The sequence below is a fragment of the Phytobacter sp. genome, assembly GCF_059074235.1.
On record NZ_JCACPZ010000004.1, the window covers coordinates 1,683,428 to 1,707,071 of the forward strand.

At 56.9% G+C, this 23,644-nt stretch carries 19 protein-coding genes; 11 read left to right on the forward strand and 8 right to left on the reverse strand.

The window, feature by feature from the left end; genetic code table 11:
- Nucleotides 1–380 precede the first annotated feature (380 nt).
- From AC5JPW_RS11920 to AC5JPW_RS11940, 5 genes are all read left to right on the forward strand, one after another.
- Nucleotides 381–956 carry a TetR/AcrR family transcriptional regulator gene (locus AC5JPW_RS11920; RefSeq protein WP_494241216.1) on the forward strand — a complete coding sequence of 192 codons (576 nt, stop codon included), beginning with the start codon at nucleotides 381–383 and terminating at the stop codon, nucleotides 954–956.
- Nucleotides 957–1,105: 149 nt separating this feature from the next.
- A complete protein-coding gene (locus tag AC5JPW_RS11925) occupies nucleotides 1,106–2,227 on the forward strand; it encodes an efflux RND transporter periplasmic adaptor subunit (protein WP_494240501.1) in 1,122 nt (373 codons plus the stop codon).
- Nucleotides 2,227–5,334 carry an efflux RND transporter permease subunit gene (locus tag AC5JPW_RS11930; protein ID WP_494240502.1) on the forward strand — a complete coding sequence of 1,036 codons (3,108 nt, stop codon included), beginning with the start codon at nucleotides 2,227–2,229 and terminating at the stop codon, nucleotides 5,332–5,334. The genes AC5JPW_RS11925 and AC5JPW_RS11930 overlap by 1 nt, the downstream gene beginning before the upstream one ends.
- A gap of 2 nt (nucleotides 5,335–5,336) precedes the next feature.
- Nucleotides 5,337–6,701 (forward strand): efflux transporter outer membrane subunit, encoded by a 1,365-nt coding sequence (locus tag AC5JPW_RS11935; protein WP_494240503.1) that lies wholly within the window; start codon nucleotides 5,337–5,339, stop codon nucleotides 6,699–6,701.
- Nucleotides 6,702–6,795: 94 nt separating this feature from the next.
- On the forward strand, nucleotides 6,796–7,956 hold the full coding sequence (locus AC5JPW_RS11940) for a multidrug effflux MFS transporter (protein WP_494240505.1): 1,161 nt from the start codon (nucleotides 6,796–6,798) through the stop codon (nucleotides 7,954–7,956).
- On the opposite strand, the gene AC5JPW_RS11945 is transcribed toward AC5JPW_RS11940, so the two are convergent.
- The 5 genes from AC5JPW_RS11945 to AC5JPW_RS11965 form a co-directional block, all read right to left on the reverse strand.
- Nucleotides 7,953–8,846, reverse strand: coding sequence for a MurR/RpiR family transcriptional regulator (locus AC5JPW_RS11945; RefSeq protein ID WP_494240506.1), 894 nt, complete (start codon nucleotides 8,844–8,846; stop codon nucleotides 7,953–7,955). The two genes, AC5JPW_RS11940 and AC5JPW_RS11945, sit on opposite strands and share 4 nt — an antisense overlap.
- Before the next feature lie 9 nt (nucleotides 8,847–8,855).
- The gene (locus AC5JPW_RS11950; RefSeq protein ID WP_494240508.1) at nucleotides 8,856–9,803 is read right to left on the reverse strand and encodes an ABC transporter substrate-binding protein; all 948 of its coding nucleotides are present in this window, start codon (nucleotides 9,801–9,803) and stop codon (nucleotides 8,856–8,858) included.
- 14 nt (nucleotides 9,804–9,817) lie between these two features.
- Nucleotides 9,818–10,870, reverse strand: a complete 1,053-nt coding sequence (locus AC5JPW_RS11955) for a FecCD family ABC transporter permease (RefSeq protein WP_494240510.1) — start codon at nucleotides 10,868–10,870, stop codon at nucleotides 9,818–9,820.
- Nucleotides 10,867–11,805 carry a FecCD family ABC transporter permease gene (locus AC5JPW_RS11960; protein ID WP_494241218.1) on the reverse strand — a complete coding sequence of 313 codons (939 nt, stop codon included), beginning with the start codon at nucleotides 11,803–11,805 and terminating at the stop codon, nucleotides 10,867–10,869. Before AC5JPW_RS11960 ends, AC5JPW_RS11955 begins: the two co-directional genes overlap by 4 nt.
- 74 nt (nucleotides 11,806–11,879) lie before the next feature.
- Entirely contained in the window at nucleotides 11,880–12,707 is an 828-nt protein-coding gene (locus AC5JPW_RS11965; RefSeq protein WP_494240512.1) for an ABC transporter ATP-binding protein, read from the reverse strand.
- A gap of 436 nt (nucleotides 12,708–13,143) precedes the next feature.
- Between AC5JPW_RS11965 and AC5JPW_RS11970 the strand changes: the two genes are divergently transcribed.
- The 4 genes from AC5JPW_RS11970 to mtr all read left to right on the forward strand — a co-directional run bounded on the left by AC5JPW_RS11970 (nucleotide 13,144) and on the right by mtr (nucleotide 18,470).
- A complete protein-coding gene (locus AC5JPW_RS11970; RefSeq protein ID WP_494240513.1) occupies nucleotides 13,144–15,303 on the forward strand; it encodes a TonB-dependent siderophore receptor in 2,160 nt (719 codons plus the stop codon).
- A gap of 191 nt (nucleotides 15,304–15,494) precedes the next feature.
- Entirely contained in the window at nucleotides 15,495–15,590 is a 96-nt protein-coding gene (tnaC, locus tag AC5JPW_RS11975) for a tryptophanase leader peptide (RefSeq protein ID WP_458044624.1), read from the forward strand.
- A gap of 125 nt (nucleotides 15,591–15,715) precedes the next feature.
- Nucleotides 15,716–17,104, forward strand: a complete 1,389-nt coding sequence (gene tnaA / locus AC5JPW_RS11980) for a tryptophanase (protein WP_494240515.1) — start codon at nucleotides 15,716–15,718, stop codon at nucleotides 17,102–17,104.
- 121 nt (nucleotides 17,105–17,225) lie between these two features.
- Nucleotides 17,226–18,470: a tryptophan permease gene (gene mtr / locus AC5JPW_RS11985; RefSeq protein WP_494240517.1), complete on the forward strand. Its 1,245-nt coding sequence runs from the start codon at nucleotides 17,226–17,228 to the stop codon at nucleotides 18,468–18,470.
- Nucleotides 18,471–18,564: 94 nt separating this feature from the next.
- Here mtr and AC5JPW_RS11990 read toward each other — a convergent pair whose 3' ends face one another.
- A complete protein-coding gene (locus tag AC5JPW_RS11990; protein WP_494240519.1) occupies nucleotides 18,565–19,686 on the reverse strand; it encodes a ribosomal protein uL16 3-hydroxylase in 1,122 nt (373 codons plus the stop codon).
- Between the two features lie 135 nt (nucleotides 19,687–19,821).
- Here AC5JPW_RS11990 and AC5JPW_RS11995 point away from each other — a divergent pair, with 135 nt between their 5' ends.
- A complete protein-coding gene (locus AC5JPW_RS11995) occupies nucleotides 19,822–20,394 on the forward strand; it encodes a DUF1349 domain-containing protein (protein WP_494240521.1) in 573 nt (190 codons plus the stop codon).
- An 11-nt stretch (nucleotides 20,395–20,405) separates the two neighbouring features.
- On the opposite strand, the gene AC5JPW_RS12000 is transcribed toward AC5JPW_RS11995, so the two are convergent.
- Both AC5JPW_RS12000 and AC5JPW_RS12005 read right to left on the reverse strand, forming a co-directional pair.
- On the reverse strand, nucleotides 20,406–20,795 hold the full coding sequence (locus tag AC5JPW_RS12000; protein WP_494240523.1) for a putative T6SS immunity periplasmic lipoprotein: 390 nt from the start codon (nucleotides 20,793–20,795) through the stop codon (nucleotides 20,406–20,408).
- Entirely contained in the window at nucleotides 20,789–21,337 is a 549-nt protein-coding gene (locus tag AC5JPW_RS12005; RefSeq protein ID WP_494240525.1) for a type IV secretion protein Rhs, read from the reverse strand. Before AC5JPW_RS12005 ends, AC5JPW_RS12000 begins: the two co-directional genes overlap by 7 nt.
- Nucleotides 21,338–21,566: 229 nt before the next feature.
- Here AC5JPW_RS12005 and AC5JPW_RS12010 point away from each other — a divergent pair, with 229 nt between their 5' ends.
- Complete coding sequence (locus tag AC5JPW_RS12010) at nucleotides 21,567–23,636, forward strand: site-specific DNA-methyltransferase (protein WP_494240527.1); 2,070 nt, start codon at nucleotides 21,567–21,569, stop codon at nucleotides 23,634–23,636.
- Nucleotides 23,637–23,644: the final 8 nt, after the last annotated feature.

Consider the following 23,644-nt stretch of genomic DNA (forward strand, 5'->3'; position numbering starts at 1 on the left):
AACCGTGGCAATCCTGTTCTGCGTCCCGGCCGGAACGCACTGTAAAGCGCGTTACACCTTACCATTGGCGCGAAAGCGCAGCAATAATACTGAGAACTATTCTCACTATCACATACTGCACAATCGGTCCTTTCACCCCATTTATAAATGCAGAATAATATTGTGGGTATTAATACTAAGCCCCCCAATAATATTTCCCACACGACCAGAAATATATTTCCTCTATTCCCACGCAACCTTCTTCACTATTTCTCCACAATATGGACTTTTGTAAATCCATATTATCTCCTCAGAAAAAGATTCCCTCTTGCGGCAAAATTCATATATTCTTACCGGAAATGAGAATGATCACTCTCAAAACTTATTCACCCGGAGCCGACATGCAACCCAAAGCCTCGCAGCAAGAACGCCATCAGATCCGTCAGGACGAAATCATCACTGCCGCCCGGCACTGCTTTCGCGCCAGCGGCTTCCATGCGGCCAGCATGTCGCAAATCGCCCTTGAGGCGCAGCTCAGTGTCGGGCAAATCTACCGTTACTTCACCAGTAAAGACGCCATTATCGAAGAGATGATCCGCCGTATCATCGACTACCGCATCGCCGAGATGGAAGGCAAAACTCAGACGCAACACCTCGCACAGGTGCTTGCCTGGCGGCAAACGTTAAGCCATGACGATGACGCGCTAATGCTGGAAGTGGCCGCCGAAGCGACCCGCAATCCCCGTGTTGCGGTGATGATGGAAGAAGCAGACACCCGTATGTATGAAACCGCCTGCGCCCACCTGAAAAAGACGCACCCGCATCTTGATGATGAGCGCGTGCGCTGCGGGGTGGAGATCATGGCATCACTGATGGAAGGCACCATGTTTCGCAGCCTGACGCCGCAGAAATGCGACCCGGCACAATTACACCAGATGTATCAGGACATAATGCAAATGTTGTTTGCTGAAAAATAACCTTAATTAAATAAATTACAGGCGGTGTTTAACACCGCTCGTCATCATTTCCGCACACGCGGAAGTGGCGTCATGCTATTGCCAAAATAAAACGTCATCCGCCTTTGATTTATCAACGGGCAGGCCTTTTACACGCCGGGAAAAATATAATGAAGTTAATAAAAACTACCGTTGTGGCTTTATTCGCGCTGACCGGTTGCGACAATGCCACACCACCTGCACAACCACATGCGACCCCGGAAGTCGGTGTCGTTACGCTCCAGAGCCAACCGCTTTCCATCGTCAGCACTCTGACAGGACGCACAGCAGCCTCTCTCACAGCTGAAGTTCGTCCTCAGGTCGGCGGCATTATTCAAAAACGCCTGTTTACCGAGGGCGATACGGTCAAAGCCGGACAGGCTCTCTACCAGATTGACCCTGCCAGCTACCGCGCCACCTTCGATGAAGCTGACGCCTCGCTGAAACAGGCGCAGTCCCTGGTGGAGTCCGACTGCCAGAAAGCCCGCCGTTACGCGCTGCTGGTGAAAGACAACGGCGTATCGCAACAGGATGCCGACGATGCGAAATCCACGTGTGCACAGGATCGCGCCAGCGTTAGCGCCAAACAGGCCGCACGTGAAAGCGCCCGCATCAACCTCAACTGGACCACCGTAACCTCGCCGATTGCCGGACGCATTGGCATTTCGTCCGTCACCCCAGGGGCGCTGGTCACTGCGGAGCAAACCACGGCGCTGGCGACCGTGCGCGGCCTCGACACCATGTATGTCGACCTGACCCGCACCAGCGCTGACCTGCTGCGTCTGCGCAAACAGGCGCTTGCCAGTAACGACAGCACTCTGGGCGTCACCCTGACGCTGGAAGATGGCAGTACCTACAGCGAAACCGGCAAACTGGCCCTCACTGAAGTATCCGTGGATGAAGCTACCGGCTCCGTTACCCTGCGCGCCGTCTTCCCGAACCCACATCAGCAGTTGCTGCCGGGCATGTTTGTCCGCGCCCGCGTCAATGAAGGTGTGATGGACGATGCCATTCTCGCCCCGCAGCAGGGCATCACCCGCGACAACAAAGGCAACGCGACGGCGCTGGTTGTGACGAAAGAGAACAAAGTCGAGCAGCGCAGTGTGGAGACCAGCGACACCTACGGTGACAAATGGCTGGTGCTTAAGGGCCTGCAAAATGGCGATAAACTGATTGTGGAAGGCACCGATAAGGTCGCGCCGGGCACACAGGTTAATGCCGTAGAAGTGCAGAAAAATGGAGGCAACGCCTGATGTTCTCCAGCTTCTTCGTGCGTCGCCCGGTCTTTGCCTGGGTGATCGCCATTCTGATCATGATGGCCGGGGTGCTGGCTATCCGCACGCTGCCCATCGCCCAGTACCCGGACGTCGCCCCGCCGTCGGTCAAAATCAGCGCCACCTACACCGGTGCCTCGGCACAAACGCTGGAAAACAGCGTAACCCAGGTGATTGAGCAACAGCTTACCGGTCTTGATAACCTGCTGTACTTCACCTCCACCAGCAGTTCCGACGGCCAGGTGAACATCACCGTGACCTTCGCCCAGGGAACCGACCCTGACACCGCCCAGGTTCAGGTGCAGAACAAAGTGCAGCAGGCGGAATCCCGTCTGCCCACTGAAGTAACGCAATCCGGCGTGACGGTGGTGAAATCCCAGAGCAACTTCCTGCTGATCATGGCGCTGTATGACACCACCGATCGCGCCAGTAGCTCTGACATTGCCGACTGGCTGGTCAGTAATGTGCAGGACCCGCTTGCCCGCGTGAGCGGTGTGGGTAGCTTGCAGGTGTTCGGTGCCGAATACGCGATGCGCATCTGGATGGACCCGGACAAGCTGGCCTCGTTCTCTTTAATGCCCTCAGACGTGCAGTCGGCCATTGAAGCGCAGAACGTGCAGGTTTCAGCCGGTAAAATCGGTGCGTTGCCCGCGTCCAACAGCCAGCAACTGACCGCCACGGTGCGCGCCCAGTCGCGCCTGCAAACCGTAGAGCAGTTCCGCAATATCATCATCAAAAGCGAAACCAACGGTGCCGTGGTGCGCGTGGGCGACGTCGCTCGCGTAGAGATGGGCAGCGAAGATTATTCGGCAATGGCGAAGCTGAACGGCCACCCGGCGGCAGGTCTTGCCGTGATGCTGGCACCCGGTGCAAACGCGCTGGATACCGCCACCCTGGTGAAGGACAAAATCGCCGAGTTCCGCCACAGCATGCCGCAGGGCTATGACATCGCTTACCCGAAAGACAGCACCGACTTCATCAAGATCTCCATTGAAGACGTGGTACAGACGCTGATCGAAGCCATCGTGCTGGTGGTCTGCGTGATGTATCTGTTCCTGCAAAACGTCCGTGCGACGTTGATTCCGGCGATGGCCGTGCCGGTGGTGTTGCTCGGAACCTTTGGCGTGCTGGCACTGTTTGGTTATTCCATCAATACCCTGACGCTGTTTGCAATGGTACTGGCAATCGGCCTGCTGGTGGATGACGCCATCGTAGTGGTGGAAAACGTCGAGCGTATTATGCGCGACGAAGGGCTCCCCGCCCGCGAAGCCACCGAGAAATCGATGGGGGAAATCTCCGGCGCGCTGGTGGCAATTGCGTTGGTACTCTCCGCCGTGTTCCTGCCGATGGCCTTCTTCGGCGGTTCGACCGGGGTGATTTACCGTCAGTTCTCGGTCACCATCATCTCCGCGATGGCCCTCTCCGTGTTGGTTGCCCTGACGCTGACCCCGGCGCTGTGTGGCACTGTGATGCAGCACAGCAAGCCGCATAAAAAAGGCTTCTTTGGTGCGTTTAACCGCTTTTACGCCCGTACCGAAAACAAATACGAGCACCGGGTTCTGCGCGTGCTGCGCCGCTCCTTTACGGTGATGGCGACCTACGGCGTGCTATGCGCGGCGATGGCCTTTGTGATGTGGCGACTGCCCGGCAGCTTCCTGCCGACCGAAGACCAGGGGTCAGTCATGGTGCAGTTCACCCTGCCTGCCGGGGCAACCGCACCGCGCACCGACGCTGTTGCCAGCAAAGTAACCGACTGGTTCCTCAACAAAGAAAAAGCCAACACCGACGCTATCTTTACCGTCACCGGTTTTAGCTTTAGCGGCAGCGGGCAGAACGCCGGGATGGCCTTCGTCTCCCTGAAAAACTGGTCCGAACGTAAGGGGGATGAGAACACCGCGCAGGCCATTGCACTCAGAGCCACTCAGCAGCTCAGTACCATTCGCGACGCCAGCATTTTTGCCATGACGCCGCCGTCGGTGGACGGTCTGGGGCAGAGCAACGGCTTTACCTTCGAGCTGCTGGCAAGCGGCGGCACCGATCGCGATGCCCTGCTCAAGCTGCGTAACCAGTTGATTGGTGAAGCAACCAAGAGCACCGAGTTGCAGGCAGTGCGCGCCAACGACCTGCCACAAATGCCACAGTTGCAGGTGGATATCGACAGCAATAAAGCCGTCGCACTCGGCCTCTCGCTGAGCGATGTCAGCGACACCCTCTCCAGCGCCTGGGGCGGCACCTACGTGAACGACTTTATCGACAGAGGGCGTGTGAAAAAGGTCTATATCCAGGGCGACAGCGAGTTCCGTGCATCCCCGTCTGACCTGAAGAAATGGTACGTACGCGGCAGCAATGACAGCATGACGCCGTTCTCGTCCTTTGCGACCACTCACTGGGAGTACGGCCCGGAAAGTCTGGTGCGTTACAACGGCTCCGCCGCGTATGAGATTCAGGGTGAAAATGCCAGCGGCTTCAGCTCCGGTGTGGCAATGACCAAAATGGAAAGCCTCGCCGATAACCTGCCAGCCGGGAGCACCTGGGCCTGGAGCGGTCTGTCACTTCAGGAAAAACTCGCCAGCGGTCAGGCCATGAGCCTGTATGCTCTGTCGATCATGGTGGTGTTCCTCTGTCTCGCCGCCCTCTATGAAAGCTGGTCAGTGCCGCTGTCGGTGATTCTGGTTATCCCGCTGGGTCTGCTCGGTGCCGCACTGGCAGCGTGGATGCGAGACCTCAACAACGACGTCTACTTCCAGGTGGCGCTGCTGACCACCATCGGGCTGTCGTCGAAAAACGCCATCCTGATTGTCGAGTTTGCCGAAGCCGCCGTGGAAGAGGGCTACTCGCTGGGCCGCGCCGCGCTGCGTGCCGCCCGAACCCGTTTGCGCCCGATCATGATGACCTCGCTGGCGTTTATCGCCGGGGTACTGCCGCTGGCGGTCGCGACTGGCGCAGGGGCCAACAGCCGCGTCGCTATCGGCACCGGCATCATCGGCGGAACGCTGGCCGCCACCGTGCTCGCCATCTTCTTTGTGCCACTTTTCTTCGTGCTGGTGAAACGTCTGTTCGCCGGTAAACGCCAACGCCAGGGGTAATTATGTTTCGTATTAGTGTGTTAGTGCTTGCTCTCCTGAGTGCGGGCTGTGTTTCTCTCGACCCGGCATATCAACGCCCGGCGGCCCCGATTCCTGCCACCCTGCCCGGCAGCAGTGGCCAGGCGCAGGCGGTGGCAACTGACTGGAAGCAGGTAGTCAACGACAGCCGCCTGCAGCAGGTGGTGAGCCTGTCGCTCAAGCAGAACCGAGATGTGCAAAAGGCGATTGCGGATATCGATTCTGCCAGAGCGCTTTATGGCGAGCAGCGCGCGGCGCTGTTCCCGACGCTGAATGCGGAGCTGAGTAGCACCCGCAGCCGGACGGTCGCCAGCGGGATTACCTCCAGCGCCGAGGCCAGCGGGGCGGTATCAAGCTTTGAGCTGGATCTGTTTGGTCATAACCAGAGTTTGACCCGTGCCGAGCGGGAAACCTGGCTTGCCAGTGAATATACCGCCCAGAACACCCGTCTGACGCTGGTCGGGGAAATCACCACCGCGTGGTTAACCCTGGCGGCGGATAACAGCAATCTGGCGCTGGCGCAGCAAACCCAGGCCAGCGCACAGAATTCGCTGAAGATTGTGCAACGCCGTCAGGAGATTGGCGTCGCGGCTGCAACGGACGTCAGCGAAGCGATGGCAGTGTATCAGCAGGCCCGCGCCAGCGTTGCCAGTTACCAGACCCAGGTGGCGCAGGATATCAACGCGCTTAACCTGCTGGCAGGCGACACCGTGGCACAAAACCTGCTGCCCGGTACGCTGGAGAGCCTCGGTAACGACAGCATCAAGCTGACCCCGGCAGGAGTCTCCTCCTCCGTGCTGTTGCGTCGCCCGGATATCCAGGAGGCGGAACATAATCTGTTAAGCGCCAACGCCGATATTGGCGCGGCGCGGGCGAATTTCTTCCCGTCGATTTCGCTGACCACCAGCGCAGGCGTCGGCAGCAGCGCCCTGTCGTCGCTGTTCGACCACGGCATGAAGGTCTGGTCATTTGCGCCGTCCATCTCACTGCCGCTGTTTACCGGCGGCAGTAATCTGGCGCAGTTGCGTTACGCAGAGGCGCAGAAAAAAGGGCTGATTGCGACCTACGAGAAGACGATTCAGAGCGCGTTTAAGGATGTTGCCAATGCGCTTGCCCGCCGCCAGACGCTGGATGAGCAACTGGATGCCCAGCGCGAGTATGTCGCCGCCGAGCAGAAAACGCTGGATATCGCTCAGCGCCAGTATCAGGCCGGTACCGGCGATTATCTGTCGGTGCTGACCGCACAGCGTTCGCTGTGGTCGGCGCAGGAGGGGCTGATTTCCTTGCAACAGACGGACCTGGAAAACCGCGTCACCCTGTGGCAGTCACTCGGCGGCGGCGTGGGCTAAAGCCCGCTTTTCCCCCTCTCCCTCTCCCTTGAGGGAGAGGGAGAGGGGGGAGCAGCCAGCGCTAAATCCGTCACTTATAACAACGAGAACAACCATGCAAAAACTGCCGATTTCTTATGTACTGGTGCTCGGCCTCCTGACAGCAATGGGCCCGATCTGCACCGATCTTTATCTGCCCGCGCTGCCCGATATGACCCAGCAGATGAGCACCACGACCTCATTGACTCAGCTCTCCCTGACCGCGTCGCTCATCGGCCTTGGACTGGGGCAGTTGTTCTTCGGTCCGCTGAGCGACAAGCTCGGGCGCAAACTCCCCCTGCTGCTGTCGCTGGTGCTGTTTATCGCCTCCTCGGTGCTCTGCGCCACCACCAACGATATCTACCTGCTGATTTTATGGCGCTTTATTCAGGGCTTTGCCGGTGCAGGCGGCTCGGTGCTGTCGCGATCCATCGCCAGAGATAAATACTCCGGTACCCAACTCACCCGTTTTTTTGCCCTGTTAATGACGGTTAACGGTATCGCCCCGGTTATCTCACCGGTGCTGGGTGGCTACATCGCCCAGACGCTGCACTGGCGCGCACTTTTCTGGACGATGGCGCTGGCAGGGGTCATCTTACTGCTGCTGAGCCTGACGCTGATTAAAGAGACGCGCCAGCCGCAAAGCACGCCGCAGAGCCTGCTCAGTACCACCCGCGCGGTGTTTAAAAACCGGGCATTTCTGGGATTCTGTTTCGTGCAGGCGTTTATGCTGGCAGGGTTGTTCTCGTACATCGGCGCATCGTCGTACGTGTTGCAGAACGAATACGGCATGAGCCCGATGCAGTTCAGCCTGCTGTTCGGCATCAACGGCACGGGGCTCATCATCTCTGCGCTGATTTTCTCGTCCCTCGCCCGCCGCATCCCGCAGGAGGTACTGCTCAAACGCGGCCTGATCCTGGCACTGCTGACCGCGCTCGCGACCTTTGGTTTTGCCGAAGCAGGCTATGAAACGCTCGCTCTGGTGGGGCTGTTCTTCACCGTCGCCTTCAACAGCGGCGTCTGCACGCTGTCTGGCTCGGCGGCAATGAACTGCGTGGAATCCCGCTATTCCGGTACCGCCTCGGCCCTGCTTGGCATGCTGATGTTTGTGTTCGGTGGGATTGCTACCCCGCTGTCGGGGCTCGGCGGCGAAGCTATGTGGAAAATGACCCTCGCCATTGTGATGGCCTACGGCGCTGCACTGGCGGTTTACGCCCTCGCCCGCCGGAAAGCTTAAACCTTTTTCCCGCCCGGTTTCAGGCCACGGTGGAACTCGTTAATGCGTTTCACCGTTTTGATCGCCCGCTGAGAGGTGGCAGAGGCGACAGACAGCACGATCATCTCCAGGCACAGCAGTACCGTCCCGTGCAGCGGGATTTTGCCTTTCTCACCGCCGCGCGGGACGTGGATCACCACGTCTGCCTCTTTACTGAAGCGGGAGTCGAGCGCGTTGGTGAGAAGAATGGCAGGAATGCCCAGCCGTTTGGTCTCTTTTAAGGTGGTCAGCCCTTCCCGGTGGGCCGATTTTTGCGCCATCATCACCAGCACATCGCCGCGTTGCAGGCTCACAAGCTGCTCGGCAAGCCCGATACCGGTGCGATTGAGCGCCACCGAGGGCAGCCCAACGCGGCTGAACAACCGCGCCGTGTAATCTGCCAGAATCCCGGATGCGCCAATACCAAAAATCGCCACCTGACGCGCCTCCACCAGCAGGGCCACCGCCTGGGCGATGGCGTAGCGATTGTCCGGCTCAGACAAAATCTCGCAGGTGTACTGATGCCCCTCCAGCACAAAATCGATGCCAGAATTCACATCACAGGAGAGCGCCCCCACCGTGGTGCTCATCTTCTCCGCCGAGCTAACCGACGGACCGAACCAGTGCTCCATGGTCTGTTTCAGGTCGCGCAATCCGGCAAAGCCTAACGCCTGAATCGCCCGCACCACGGTAGCATCGGAGGTCTGAGTAGCGGCGGCTATCTCAATGGCTGTGTGCTCCAGCACCACTTCCCGATTCTCATGAATGTAACGCGCCACCGCCTGCAAACGCGGTGACAGCGACGGCGCCCGCGCCCGGTAGCGCTCACCGTACACATCCACACGGCTTTTCGTTTTCTTCGCTGCCAGCATCTCAGCCTCTTATTTCTGCGCGGGCAGTGGACGCCCGGCGACTTGTGACTGCACCTGCGCCACCATCAGGCTTAGTGCCGCAAACGAGTTGGAAATCGCCTCTTCGCGGGAGATCAGTACATAGTGTCCGGTACGGCAGGCGGTGAGGAAATCGCACCAGCCGGGCATCACCGCATCCATCGCTTTCATCTCATCCTGCGGCTTGCCGCCAGTGTCGCCGCGCCAGGTGGCAAAGACGAAATCCGCGTCCAGTTCCGGCAGACGCTCTGCGCTCACATCGATGCGCCCGCCGTCAGGAATGCTGTCAATCAGCGGCGGGAAGCTGAACCCCGCATCGCGCAATACACGCCCGAGGGAGTGATAAGTATGCAGCGCGTTGATTTTTCCCTGATTAGCCTGAATCACCGACACACGGATCTTGCTGGTGTCCACCGTGCTTTTCAGCGCCGCAATTTGTGCCTGGTAACGGCGCTCAAGAATGGCGAGCTGCGCCTGGGTGCCGGTCAGTTGCGCCAGCTTGCTGTAAATGCGCGGTGCCCCCCCGTCGAGGTGATCGATGCTGACGGTCGGAGCAATTTTTTCCAGTTGCTCCACCGGCGTGTTACGGCTCGGTTCGGTGATGATCAGATCCGGTTTCGCCGCCGCGACGGCTTCAATGTCGATGGTTGCGGTGCCAATAAACACAATGTGGCTGTTATCGAAATCGACCCCGGTGAGCATGGCGCTGGATCGCAGAACGTGGCTGCCATCCGGGCGGGTACGCCCGTGACTGGCAACCGGCAGCACGCCCAGCTCAATCAACGGAATGGTGATGTCGAGATCGTGCAGCGAGACAATGCGCTGCGGGTGCAGCGGCACGATCACCGAACGTCCGAGATCATCTTTAAAAACCTGGGTGGCAGGTGCGGCGTACGCCGTGCTCACTGCCAGAGCGAAGAAAGCAAAAAGTAAGCGCATACGGCTCCCTGAAGTTACAGCCGGTCCCGACGCTGCCAGAGCAGCAGCAGGAAGAACGGCCCGCCAATCAATGAAATCACAATGCCCGCCGGGATCTGCAATGGCGCAAAGGCCAGTCGTCCCAGGGTATCTGCCACCAGCACCAGCAAGGCACCGAGCAACGCACTCCCTGACAGCAGTGCTACCTGACCGCCGCGTAGCAGGAAGCGCGCCATGTGTGGCGCAATCAGTCCGACAAATCCGATACTCCCGGCGCAGGAGACGCAGGCCGCCGTCAGTAAAACAGGGGCAATAAAGCGCACGCGCATCAGCCAGCCCAGGCGCACTCCCAATCCAACCGCCGCCTGATTTCCTAACAGCGCCACATCTGACGCCCTGGCGGTGAGAAACAGAATGAGCGCTGCGGGCATCGCCCAACCGCTCGCCACCAGCAGTAAAGGCCAGGTCGCTGCATGCAGGCTGCCCGCCATCCACACCAGCGCGGTCTGCACATCACGCACATCGGCGGTGGTCATAAACACCCCGATACCCGCCGCGAAAGTCCAGGAGACGCCAATGCCCAGCAGAATAAAGCGCGGGCGGGAGAAGTCCCTTGCCAGCAACAGCACAATCAGCGCCGCCAGCAGTCCCCCTGCCATTCCTACTAACGGTCGCCAGACCACGCCCAGAGCAGGGAAAAGCAGAATCAGCGTCAGCACCGCCACGCTACTCCCCTCTTTCACGCCGAGCAGACCCGGATCGGCGAGTCCATTGCGGGTAATGGACTGCATCGCCGCCCCCGCCATGCCGAGCATACCGCCGCACAGCAACGCCATCAGCAGGCGTGGCAGACGAATGTCCCAGACCACATACTGCTGCTCAGCGCTCAATGCTTCAGGGGAGAAAATGGCGCGTCCGATGGCAGAAACCGGTACCGGGAGCGAGCCTTGCATCAGTCCGCAGAGCAGCAAACCAATAGCAACAGCCACCAGCACCAGCCCCCAGCAGGCGGTTTGCGGTCGCCATAAGCGGGAGAAGCGCCCCGCACGGAATGCACAGAATCCGGCACGTTGCAGAATCGGGCTCATTTAAACAACCTCGATGCCAGCAGGATGAACAGCGGCGCGCCGACCAGGGCCGTCATCACGCCCGTCGCCAGTTCCTGAGGCGCAATCAGCGTACGGGCGGCAATGTCCGCCAGCGTCAACAGCAGTGCCCCGGTCAGGGCGCACAACGGGATGCCAATACGCAGATCATCGGTCGCCACGCGGCGCACCACGTGCGGCACCACCAGGCCAATAAAACCAATCGGCCCGGCCAGCGACACCGCCGCGCCGCAAAGCAGCGCAATCGCTGCCAGTCCGAGCAACCGGGTACGCACCAGCGATACGCCGAGCCCGGTCGCCACCTGGTCACCGAGCGCCAGCATATTCAGCGCCGGTGAAAGCCACAGCGCGAGTACCAATCCGCCGCACGCCACACTGGCGGCCCCGCGCAGCGTCTCCCAACTTAAGCCTGCCAGGTCGCCTGCCAGCCAGATACGCATCGCCGCAAGGGTTTGTTCATCAAGGATTAAAATGGCCGCGGTGATGGAGGACGTGAAGGCGGTCAGCGCCACGCCGCAGAGAGTGACTTTCATTGGCGTCAGGCCCACGCGCCCGGCGCTGGAGAGCCCCATCACCAGTGCAAACAGCGCTCCGGCACCACCGGCCGCAATCAGCGGTCTGCCTGGGCCAAAAGAGAGGCCCAGTGCCGTGGTGGCAACCACCGCCAGCGCCGCCCCCGCATTGAGTCCGAGGATATGCGGCTCGCCCAGTGGGTTGCGGATAACCGACTGGAGCAACGCGCCCGCCACGCCCAGCGCCGCCCCCACCAGCAGTGCTGCGACAAGGCGTAACAGACGCAGGTTAACGATAATCTGGTGTTCAAAATTACGCGGGTCAAACGCCAGCAACGCCGCCACAACGGTGCGTGGCGCAACCAGGCGCGCGCCCAGCCCGAGATGAATCACCGCACTCACCATAAGCAGGAGCAGAATGCCTCCCGTCGCCCAGACGATGCGCCCGGTCTGACGGCGCAGTGCCAGCGGTTGCGTCGTCACACACCCTCCCCGTTCGGGCGGCGAAACGGCATAAAGAACGGTTTGCCGGTCATCGGGTTGGTGGAGACATGCACGTCCACGTCGAACACGGCTTTAATGAGTTCTGCCGGACATGGATCGCCTTCGTGCAACACGCCCTGCACTTTGCCCTGGCGCAGAAACACTAAGGTGTCGCCATAATTGACCGCAAAATTAAGATCGTGCAGGACCACCACCACAGTACGCCCGTGACGGCGAGTGAGGTCGTGCAGCAGTTCGAGGATCTCCACCTGGTAGCGAAGATCGAGATAGGTGGTGGGTTCGTCGAGCAGAATCACCGGGGTCTGTTGCGCCAGCGCCATGGCAATCCAGCAGCGCTGACGCTGACCACCGGAGAGGCTGTCGACCGGGAGATGGGCAAATTCGGTGGTGCCGGTGACCTCCAGCGCTTCTTCGACCGCCCGTTGATCCTCCTGCGACCACTGACGCATAAAAGTCTGCCAGGGAAAACGCCCACGGGAGACCAGCTCAAAAACGGTCAATCCTTCCGGCACCAGCGGCGATTGCGGAAGAATACCTAACTGGCGCGAGACGGCTTTCGTGGGTTGCTGGTGAAGGACTTTGCCATCCAGCAATACATTGCCGCCAAGCGGTTTAAGCAGGCGCGCAATGGTGCTGAGTAAGGTGGATTTTCCGCTACCGTTGGCGCCAACCAGCACCGTCATTTTTCCAGGTGGAATAGCAAGGCTGATGTTGTCAACAATCACCTGCTGTTGATACCCCGCCGAGAGGTTTTCCAGCACAATTCCCGGCGGCAGAGCCGCATTTTCCACCTGCTGTGGCATCTTCACTCCTGCGCCGCAACCACGTGGTAAACTCCGCGCGCGTCAGCCCAATAAATAAAAATAAATATCATTCTCTTTTAGATTTTGCCGCCGCACCCTGTAGTAGTCAAGAGATTCAAACCCGTAATTATTCACGGGATATTTGTCGCTATTACAGAAACTTCACTGGGTTTTCAGAAAACAAAAACATTTACATTTCAATAAATTAAAAACCATAAAACCGTAATTCAGCTAAGACTGTTTCAGCCCATTTGCAATGTAGTGTTTTTATCACTTTTTTCATTTACTACTACATTTCGTCATGTTTGAATGATTCTCAATAACATATCCGGCGCGAATATTTCAGGCCAACGGATAGATTGCAGCATCGGGCAATGAACAAAGAAACGTTCCCCCTCATGGGTGACTGGCAGGGGCATTTTGGAAAAACAACAACATGGCTGAGTTAACTTCTTATATCTCCGGGAAAAAAGGGCGCGCACTGTTTTCAGCGCTGTTTCTGGGCGCAGCATTTTCACCTCTGGCAGCAGCGGCAGAAAATACCAAACAAGACAAAGAGACCGACACGATAACGGTACTGGCAGGGGCGTCCTCTGCGGACCAGGCAGCGACATCAGGCTATCAGCCGCTGACCTCCTCCTCCGCAACGCTGACCACCATGCCGCTGCTGGATATTCCACAGGTGGTGAACACCGTCAGCGATAAAGTGCTGGAAGATCAGCACGCCACCACGCTTGATGAAGCGCTGTATAACGTCAGCAACGTGGTGCAGACCAACACGCTGGGCGGCACCCAGGACGCTTTCGTGCGCCGTGGATTTGGTGCCAACCGTGACGGTTCTATCATGACCAACGGCCTGAAAACCGTGCTGCCACGTAGTTTCAACGCCGCCACCTCGCGGGTCGAAGTGCTGAAAGGCCCGGCCTCTACGCTGTACGGCATTCTGGATCCCGGTGGGCTTATCAATGTTGTAACGAAGCGCCCGCAAACTACCTTTGGCGGTTCCATTTCCGCCACCTCTTCCAGCTTTGGCGGCGGCACGGGCGATTTTGACGTCACCGGGCCAATTGAAGGTACCCGTCTGGCCTACCGCTTAATTGGCGAGTACCAGAATGAGGATTACTGGCGCAATTTCGGCAAAGAGAGAAGCACCTTTATTTCTCCGTCGCTGACCTGGTTTGGCGATGATGCGACGGTGAGCGTGCTCTACTCCCACCGCGACTACAAAACCCCGTTCGATCGCGGCACCATCTTCGATCTCAACACCAAAAAAGCGGTCAATGTCAGCCGTGAAACCCGCTTCGATGAGCCGTTCAACATCACTGATGGTGAGTCCGATCTGGCGCAGTTGAACGCCGAATACCGCCTGAACAGCGCCTGGACGGCGAAGTTTGATTACAGCTTCAGCCAGGACAAATACAGCGATAACCAGTCCCGCGTGATGGCGTATGACGCCGCTACCGGCAACCTGACCCGCCGTGTGGATGCCACCCAGGGATCAACCCAGCGTATGCACAGCACCCGTGCCGATCTGCAAGGGAATGTGGACATCGGCGGGTTCTACAACGAGATCCTGACCGGCGTGTCGTATGAGAATTACGATCTGCTGCGCACCGACATGATCCGCTGTAAGAACGTGAAAGATTTCAATATCTATAACCCGTCTTACGGCAATGCCAGCAAATGTACCTCGGTCTCTGCGTCCGATAGCGACCAGACCATCAAGCAGGAGAGCTACTCCGCGTACGTGCAGGATGCGCTCTATCTGACGGATAAATGGATCGTGGTCGCGGGCGTGCGCTACCAGTACTACACCGAATACGCCGGGAAAGGTCGTCCGTTTAACGAGAACACCGACAGCAGTGACGAGCAGTGGACGCCGAAATTCGGCATGGTCTACAAGCTGACCCCGTCCATCTCACTGTTCGGTAACGTGGCGCAGTCGTTTATGCCGCAATACTCCATCGCCAGCTACATCGGCGACCTGCCGCCAGAGACTTCAACGGCCTGGGAAGTGGGGGCGAAGTTCGATCTCTTTGATGGCGTAACCGCCAACATCTCGCTGTTCGATATTCATAAACGCAACGTGATGTACAGCGAGATCGTCGGCGACGAAACCGTGGCGAAAACCGCAGGTCGCGTGCGTTCGCAGGGTGTTGAGATGGATATCGCCGGTGCGCTGACCAGCAACATGAACGTCATCGCCAGCTACAGCTACACCGATGCCAAAGTACTGGAAGACCCGGCTTATGCAGGCAAACCGATGCCTAACGTGCCGCGCCACACCGGTTCCGTGTTCCTGACCTATGACATCCGCAACATGCCGGGCGGTAACACGCTGACGCTGGGCGGCGGCGGTCACGGGGTGAACCGTCGTTCTGCAACCAACGGTGCAGATTACTATCTGCCAGGCTACTTCGTGGCGGATGCCTTTGCAGCATACAAAATGAAGCTGCAGTACCCGGTGACGCTGCAACTGAACGTGAAAAACCTGTTCGATAAGACCTATTACACCTCGTCTATCGGCACCAATAACCTGGGTAACCAGATTGGCGATCCGCGCGAAGTGCAGTTCACGGTCAAAATGGATTTCTAAGGCTTTATGCTCGTGTGTTTTGCCCTGCTTATTGCAGGGCTTTTTTTTGCAATCGTCTTCATTGAAAGCGTGTCCGTCTTCAAACTTTCCTGTCCCACTTGATCCCCAATAAACTATTTGTGAGTTTAATCGCGGTTATTATTTCATTTCTCTCTATTTTTATTACACCCGTAACGTCTGAGGACGATGTAATGAAATACAGATTGATTTACCGCCTCATTGCCCAGGGCGGTCTCAACGCCTGGTATAATCTTGACCCTCGAATTACTGACGACTTCCCACGTTAATTCTCCGCTGCCCGAAACCCATTAAAAAAATCTAACTCAACACGACGTTGAGCGATATTTTTCTGCGTGCTTTATTCCGCCAAAAATATCGTGACGTCGCACGGCACGCTATTGGAGAAATTATTATGAAACGCATCCCTGAACCTTTCCGCATTAAGATGGTTGAGAATATCCGAATGACCACCTGGGACGATCGCGTGAAAGCGCTGGCCGAGGCCGGATATAACCCCTTCCTGCTCAACAGCGAAGATGTCTATATCGACCTGCTGACCGACTCCGGTACCGGGGCCATGAGCGACCGCCAGTGGGCCGGGCTGATGATGGGCGATGAAGCCTACGCAGGCTCACGCAACTATCAGAATTTATGTGCAAAAGTGAAAGAGATCATCGGTTATCCGTTCACCATTCCGACCCACCAGGGGCGTGGCGCTGAGCAGATCCTTTTCCCTTCGCTGATTGCCCGCTGCAAATCGAAAAAGCCGGTGTTTATCTCTAACTTCCACTTCGACACCACCGCCGCCCACGTTGAGCTGAACGGGGCGAAGGCCATCAACGTGGTGACGCCAAAAGCGTTCGACACCACCTCGTGGTACGACTGGAAAGGCAACTTTGATATCGACCAGTTGAAAGCGACCATTGCCGAGCATGGCGCAGAGAACGTGGCGGCGATTGTCACCACCGTGACCTGCAACAGTTCAGGCGGTCAGCCGATTTCGCTGGCGAACATGCGCGAAGTGTACCAGATCGCAAAAAGCCATAAGATTCCGGTGGTTATCGACTCCGCTCGCTTCTGCGAAAACGCCTGGTTTATCAAGCAGCGTGAAGAGGGCTGTGCGGATCGTTCCGTCAAAGAGATCATCCGCGAGATGTACACCTACGGCGACATGCTCACCATGTCGGCGAAAAAAGATCCGCTGGTGAACATTGGCGGGCTGTGCTGCTTCCGCGAAGATGAAGACCTGTTTAACGAAGTACGCATCCGCTGCGTGCCAATGGAAGGCTTCGTCACCTATGGCGGCCTGGCGGGGCGCGATATGGAAGCGATGGCTATTGGCCTGGAAGAAGGCACCAACGAAGATTACCTGACCTACCGTATTGCGCAGGTCGAGTATCTGGGTGAGCGTCTGCGTGAAGGCGGCATTCCGATTCAGTACCCGACCGGCGGCCACGCGGTGTTCGTGGATGCGAAACTGCTGCTGCCGCATATTCCGGCTGAACAATTCCCCGCGCATGCGCTGAATAACGAACTCTATCTGGAAGCAGGGATTCGTAGCGTGGAGATTGGCTCTCTGCTGCTGGGCCGTGACCCGGCAACCGGGCTGCAAAAACCGTCACCGATGGAGCTGCTGCGCCTGACCATTCCGCGCCGTGTCTACACCAACGACCATATGGACTATATCGCTGACTCGCTGATTGCCGTGAAGAAACGCGCTTCGTCCATTAAAGGGCTGACGTTTACCTACGAGCCGCCGGTGCTGCGCCACTTTGTGGCCCGCCTGAAACCGGTGGTATAACGCCCCTTCTGACGCGCCCGCAATGGGCGCGTCTTTCCGATATCACGCCTGAATAAATACACGTTGCCCGATAAGGGCGATGCGGAATATGACGTCTATAGCCACGCGAGGAAAACGCATTATGGCTACTCTATCGGTAACAAATAAAGCACCGTCGCTCGTCGGTGGCGCGATGATTATTGGTGGCACCATTATTGGCGCAGGCATGTTTTCATTACCGGTTGTTATGTCTGGCTCCTGGTTTTTTTGGTCTTTGCTCGCATTAGTTTTCACCTGGTTTTGTATGTTGCATTCAGGATTAATGATCCTCGAAGCCAACCTGAATTATCATATTGGTGCCAGTTTCGACACCATCACAAAAGACTTACTCGGCAACCGCTGGAATATTATTAATGGTCTGACGGTCGCCTTCGTCCTCTATATTTTGACTTACGCTTATATTTCCGCCAGCGGCTCCGTTATTCATCACACCTTTTCGCAAATGAATATTAATTTCCCGGCTCGAATCGGCGGGGTGTTATTTGCGTTAGTGGTCGCGTTTATTGTCTGGTTGAGTACCCGGGCGGTCAGTCGCATGACCACCATTGTGCTCGGTGCGAAGATCCTTACTTTCTTTATGAGCTTTGGTGGGTTGATCTGGCACGTGCAGCCTGCGGTGTTATTCAACACTGCCGAAGTCAACCCCAGCTATCTGCCCTACATCATCATGACCCTGCCGTTCTGCCTGGCCTCCTTTGGCTACCACGGTAACGTACCGAGCCTGATGAAGTACTACGGTAAAGATCCGCAGACCATTCGCCGCTGCCTGCTGCTCGGCACGCTGATGGCGCTGATCCTTTACATCTTCTGGCTGGTCGGAACGATGGGCAATATTCCGCGCCCGGCGTTTGTCGATATCGCAGAGAAAGGCGGCAATATTGACGTGCTGGTGCAGGCGCTCAGCGGGGTGCTGAACAGTCGTGGTCTGGATCTGCTGCTGACGGTGTTCTCGAACTTTGCGGTCGCCAGTTCGTTCCTTGGCGTCACCCTGGGGTTGTTTGACTATCTGGCGGATCTGTTCAAATTTGACGACAGCCCGCAGGGGCGCTTTAAGACCGCGCTGGTCACCTTCCTGCCACCGATGGTCGGCGGACTTTTGTGGCCCAACGGCTTTATCTATGCGATTGGTTTTGCCGGACTGGCAGCCACCGTGTGGGCCGCGATTGTGCCCGCGCTTTTAGCGAGTGCATCACGTAAACATTTTGGGAGTCCGCACTATCGGGTGTGGGGCGGCAAGGCGATGATCATTTTGATTCTGTGTTTCGGGGCGGGCAACGCGCTGATTCATGTGCTGTCGAGCTTTAACCTGCTGCCGGTTTACCGGTAGGCTCTGGTGGTGATCCCCTCTCCTCTTTGGGGAGAGGGGACCGTTCGTGCTCGCATTTTTGTGGGGATTTCACCGCCTGATCGAGCACATGTTCTTACTCGTCGAAATACCAGTAGCCCTGGTTAACCAGCCCGGTAAGCTCGGCAACGAAGGTCGGGTTGTTTAACGCTTCACCCAGTTCGTCCTTACCGATCAGCAAATGCTGGCACAGTGCTTCTGCCGCCTTCGGTGCAACGGTCTCAAAAGGCTCGCTGTTGACGAAGAAGCCGTCGCTGACATGCAGCACGCGCAGGCCTCCAAGACGGGTCAGCACCTGGTCGTCCATCAATGCATCCAGCACTTCCTGCGGCTCATACGGCGGCTCTGCCGGGGCAATGTCCAGCTCGTGGCGCGGTGTGGTGATAAAGCGGCCAAACCACTGTTTGAACTCTTCCGGCTGGCTGATCATCTCGATCATCATGCCGCGCACGCGTTCCAGCTCGTAATCTTCTATCCGGCCTGGGTTTTCGCGGCTAACCAGATCCGGATCGGTGTAGTGATCGCCACCCAGATCGTTATCAACGGCATAATCGGCAAAGCTGCTGATCAGGTCACGACCGTTTGGCCCACGGAAACCGATGGAGTAGTTAAAGGCAGTTTCATGGGTGATGCCGTCATGCGGGAATCCTGGTGGGATATAGAGAATGTCGCCCGGTTCCAGATCTTCATCAATGATCGGCGTGAACGGCTCAACGTGCAGCAGCGCCGGATGCGGACAGAACTCTTTCAGTGGCAGTTTATCGCCTACGCGCCAGCGACGGCTGCCCATCCCCTGAATGATGAAAACGTCATACCAGTCGATGTGTGGACCGACACCACCGCCCGGTACGGAGAAGGAGATCATCAGGTCATCAAAGCGCCATTCCGGGATCGCCCTGAACGGCTTCACCAGCTCAGCAGACGGCGCATGCCAGTGGTTTACCGCCTGCGCCAGCAGTGACCAGCCGGTTTCACCGAGCCCGTCAAAATGCTCGAACGGACCGTTGCTGGCCTGCCATTCGCCATTGAAATGGCTGACGAGGCGGCTGTCGACTTCCGCTTCCATCGCCAGGCCTGCCAGTTCATCTGGCGTAATCGGATCAACGAAGTTCGCGAACGCGTTTTTCAATACAACCGGCTTTTTCTGCCAGTATTTCTCTAAAAATTCAGGCCAGTTAAGGTTTAGTTGGTAAGCCATGTGGTCACACCCGTGGAAAGATAAGCGGGCGTGATTATGCGAGGGATTAGGCAGCGTTACTTTGTCGGCGGTCAAGGGTGGGGTGTGCGCTACACTCTTTCTACCACTCCCGGTGTCACTGACAAGGAAAGATCAATGCAGCCTGTTTTTAAATGGATCAACGAGCCCACCACCTGGCAGTTTGAAAACGGTGAGCTTTCGGTAGTGACGGATGCGCACACCGATTTCTGGCGCAAAACCTGGTACGGCTTCGAACGGTTTTCCGGTCATATCTTTGCGACTGAAACGACTGAAGACTTTACCTTTCAGGTCAAAGTCTGCGCGGATTTTACGACGTTGTATGACCAGGCTGGCATTATGCTGGTGAAAGACGACCAGCACTGGCTGAAAGCGGGCATTGAATTCAATGATGGTTCGCCCGCCATCGGCAGCGTACTCACCCTGACCCATTCCGATTGGGCCACTGGATTGTTTCAGGGGAATCCCCGTGAGTTCTGGTTACGGCTGACGCGTAAGGGGGGTGCCTTACGTCTGCAATATTCCGCCGATCGCAAACGCTGGCCGCTGCTTCGTCTCTGCCCATTCCCTGAAGGTGCAGTGCAAGTGGGCGTGATGTGCTGCACGCCGGAGCGGCAGGGGCTGAAGGTCATATTCCCTGACATGTCGCTTACACCTGCTCTGGAAAAAGATTTGCACGATTTAAGCTAAGCCGGCTCGTCTTAATGGGACTCAATGCGAAGGCCCCCATCTTCTTTCGCTGACACGCTGAACTCCGCAGTAATTAAGTGATAATTCTCGGGGTTTGGCGCTTCCACATCCCAGGCCAGCGCGTAGTGTTTGTCAGGCACAAAAGCATAGCCAAACAGCGGTAAACACTCACCGCTCGCGGCATAAACCGGTTGTTTGTGGAACATACGCACCAGTTTCTCGCCCGTGTTGCTGTAAAACTGAATGCCGGTAATTTTCTCGTCCGGCTTAATGGGCGAGACCACGCAAACCGCGTTGTTCTTGATGACCACCAGCGCAGGTACGCGTGATACCACCCTGTCGCCCGGCCCCGGACATCCCGTTAATAAAAATGCTGCCAGTACCACTCCGTGTCTCAACATATTCCCTCCCGGCCCTTAATGAGTTTTTGATAAAGGGCAGGTATGTCGTTCAGATTATCTTTCCCGCGATATCTCCCCGGCTTCCCCGCCATCTGATAAAACTGCCAGGTACTGATGCCATAGGTCACTATTAACCAGTAATCCGCCAGAATAGAGGCCTGCTGCTCAAGGGAATAATCGGTGAGTTTTTGCTTATCCAGTTGGTAATCGTAATCCGCCGCCCAGCTAAATAGCCCTCGGGTCCTGACCCATTGCCCGTGCTGGTGCTGCCACACATGCCCCAATTCATGGATGAACAGATGCTTGTCCTGAATAAAGACGTGGGTCGCGGCAAAGTCCTCTTTATAGTGTTGCTCCCGAAACCACATTTCGCCATTCGGCGTCATCGCGTAGCAGCTGCACTGCATGCCAAACGGTAAATAGCTGTCGCAGTGGATCCAGACGTGACCATACTGAATGGACTCGCCATAGACCCGCCGCGCCATGGCGATTTCCCCTAGCGTCAAAAGGCGCAGTCTGCCTTCCTGACCGTGTGCGCTCATCGTTCATCCGTTGCGTTTATTTTTTGCCATCATGAAACCATTCACATGATGAATCCATTCGGGAAAGTCCTGGTTTTTACAGGGATTTGTGCGGTAAGACCGATGACTGACACCTGGCGTCAGTGAACAACCCTACTCTGCCCCGTAAGGTAGGCGGCCCGGCCTTTTTTTTGTATCATCGCCCCTGGCTTTTTTGACCCTCAATGGAACGTCGTCGGAGTAAACGTGAATGCTTAAAGATTTACAGAAACATAATGAATCCATTACTCCCAACAGCGCCTTTCTGAATGAGTTGCACGCCAAGCTGCCTGAGTTTTTCACCCCGGATGAATATGATGAAAATGGCAACCTGCTTGCCAAAGGCACCTTTGATCTGGCGAAGTTTCAGAACGCGCTCAGAGAACGCAACATTGAGGAGTTAAGCAGCGGTTACCAGCTTGATTTCATTGGCAAAGACTACGCAAAAAAACAGGCCGGTGAAAAATCCGCCACGGTGATTGTGCCGGACAGCGAGCACAACGCGCAGCCGGAACACAGCGCCAGCCAGAATCTGTTCCTCACTGGCGACAATCTTGAGGTGCTGCGCCACCTGCAGAACAACTACCACAATGCCGTCGACATCATCTATATCGACCCGCCGTACAACACCGGCTCCGACGGCTTTGTCTACCCGGACACCTTCGAGTACAGCGACCAGGCATTACAAACGATGTTTGGCTTGAACGATCAGGAACTGGCCCGGCTGAAATCCATCCAGGGCAAGGCAACCCACGCCGCCTGGCTGACCTTTATGTACCCGCGCCTGTGGCTGGCAAAACGGGTACTGCGTGAATCCGGCGTCATCTTTATTCATATCGATGAGAACGAGCACGCCAACCTCAAGCTGCTGTGCAATGAGATCTTTGGCGAGGCCAACGATTTAGGCGAAATCATCTGGGATAAACGCAACCCCAAAGGCGACGCCACGGGGGTTTCTCAGCAGCATGAAGTGATTCTGGCGTACTGCAAAAACAGCGAAGCCTTTAAAGAGGTCAACAGCCTGAAGCGGCCGAAAGAGAATGCCGCCCGGATGCTGGAGAAGGTCGACGCCTTAATTAAAAAACATAAAGGCATCACTGACGCCGTTCGCAAAGAATATAAAGAGTGGATTTCTCAACAGAACTTCAGCGGCGGCGAAAAGGCCTATAACCAGATTGACGATAACGGCGATATTTTCCGTCCTGTCTCCATGGCGTGGCCGAATAAGAAAAAAGCGCCGGATGATTATTTCATTCCGTTGATCCACCCGGTCACTGGTAAGCCCTGCCCGCTGCCTGAACGCGGCTGGCGTAATCCGTCCGCCACCATGAAAGATCTGCAGGAAAAAGGGCTGATTCTGTTTGGCAAAGATGACACCACGCAGCCGAACCGTAAGTACATTCTCAAAGAGAATATGTACGAGAACGTGCCGTCACTGTTCTATTTTGGCGGCAGCGACGACACCCTGCTCTCCGCGCTGGATATCCACTTCGACAACCCGAAACCGGTGAGTCTGGTAAAACGAATGCTCAACTCTATTCAGGGTATTGAGAACGCCGTGGTGCTGGACTTCTTCGCCGGTTCCGGCACCACCGCACATGCGGTCATGGAACTGAATGCCGAAACCGGCAGCACGCACAGCTTTATTACCGTGCAGCTGGCGGAGCCTATTCGCGAAGATAACGCCGCCCGCGCGCTGGGCTTCACCTCGATTGACCAGATGAGCCGCGAACGTATTAAGCGCGCGGCCCGCTACATCCGCACGGAAATACCGGGCACCGATGCCGATCTTGGTTTTAAACATTACCGTTTCGTCACGCCGGTGCAGCAGACGCTGGATGATTTAGACAGCTTCGATATTGCCACCGGCAATTTCATGACCACCAGCGGCCAGTTGACGGCATTCAGCGAGTCCGGTTTCGACAATATGATTACGCCGTTCTCCGCGCAGGGGCTGGGACTTTCCGGTAACACCTCCGGCGAAGAGACAATTCTCACCACCTGGCTGGTCTCCGACGGCTACAAGCTGGACGTTGATGCGCAAAAACTGGCGTTCGCGGGCTACACCGCCACGTATGTGGACGGCACGCGCCTCTATTTGATCGAAGAGAAATGGCGTGCGGCGCAAACCCGCGAGCTGCTCAACCAGATTGGTACCCATCAACTGGCGGTGCAGACGGTGGTGGTTTACGGCTATTCGTTTGACCTCGAATCCCTTCGCGAACTGGAGCTGGGCTTAAAACAGCTCGACCAGAAAGTGAACCTGGTGAAGCGTTACTGAGGCGGGCG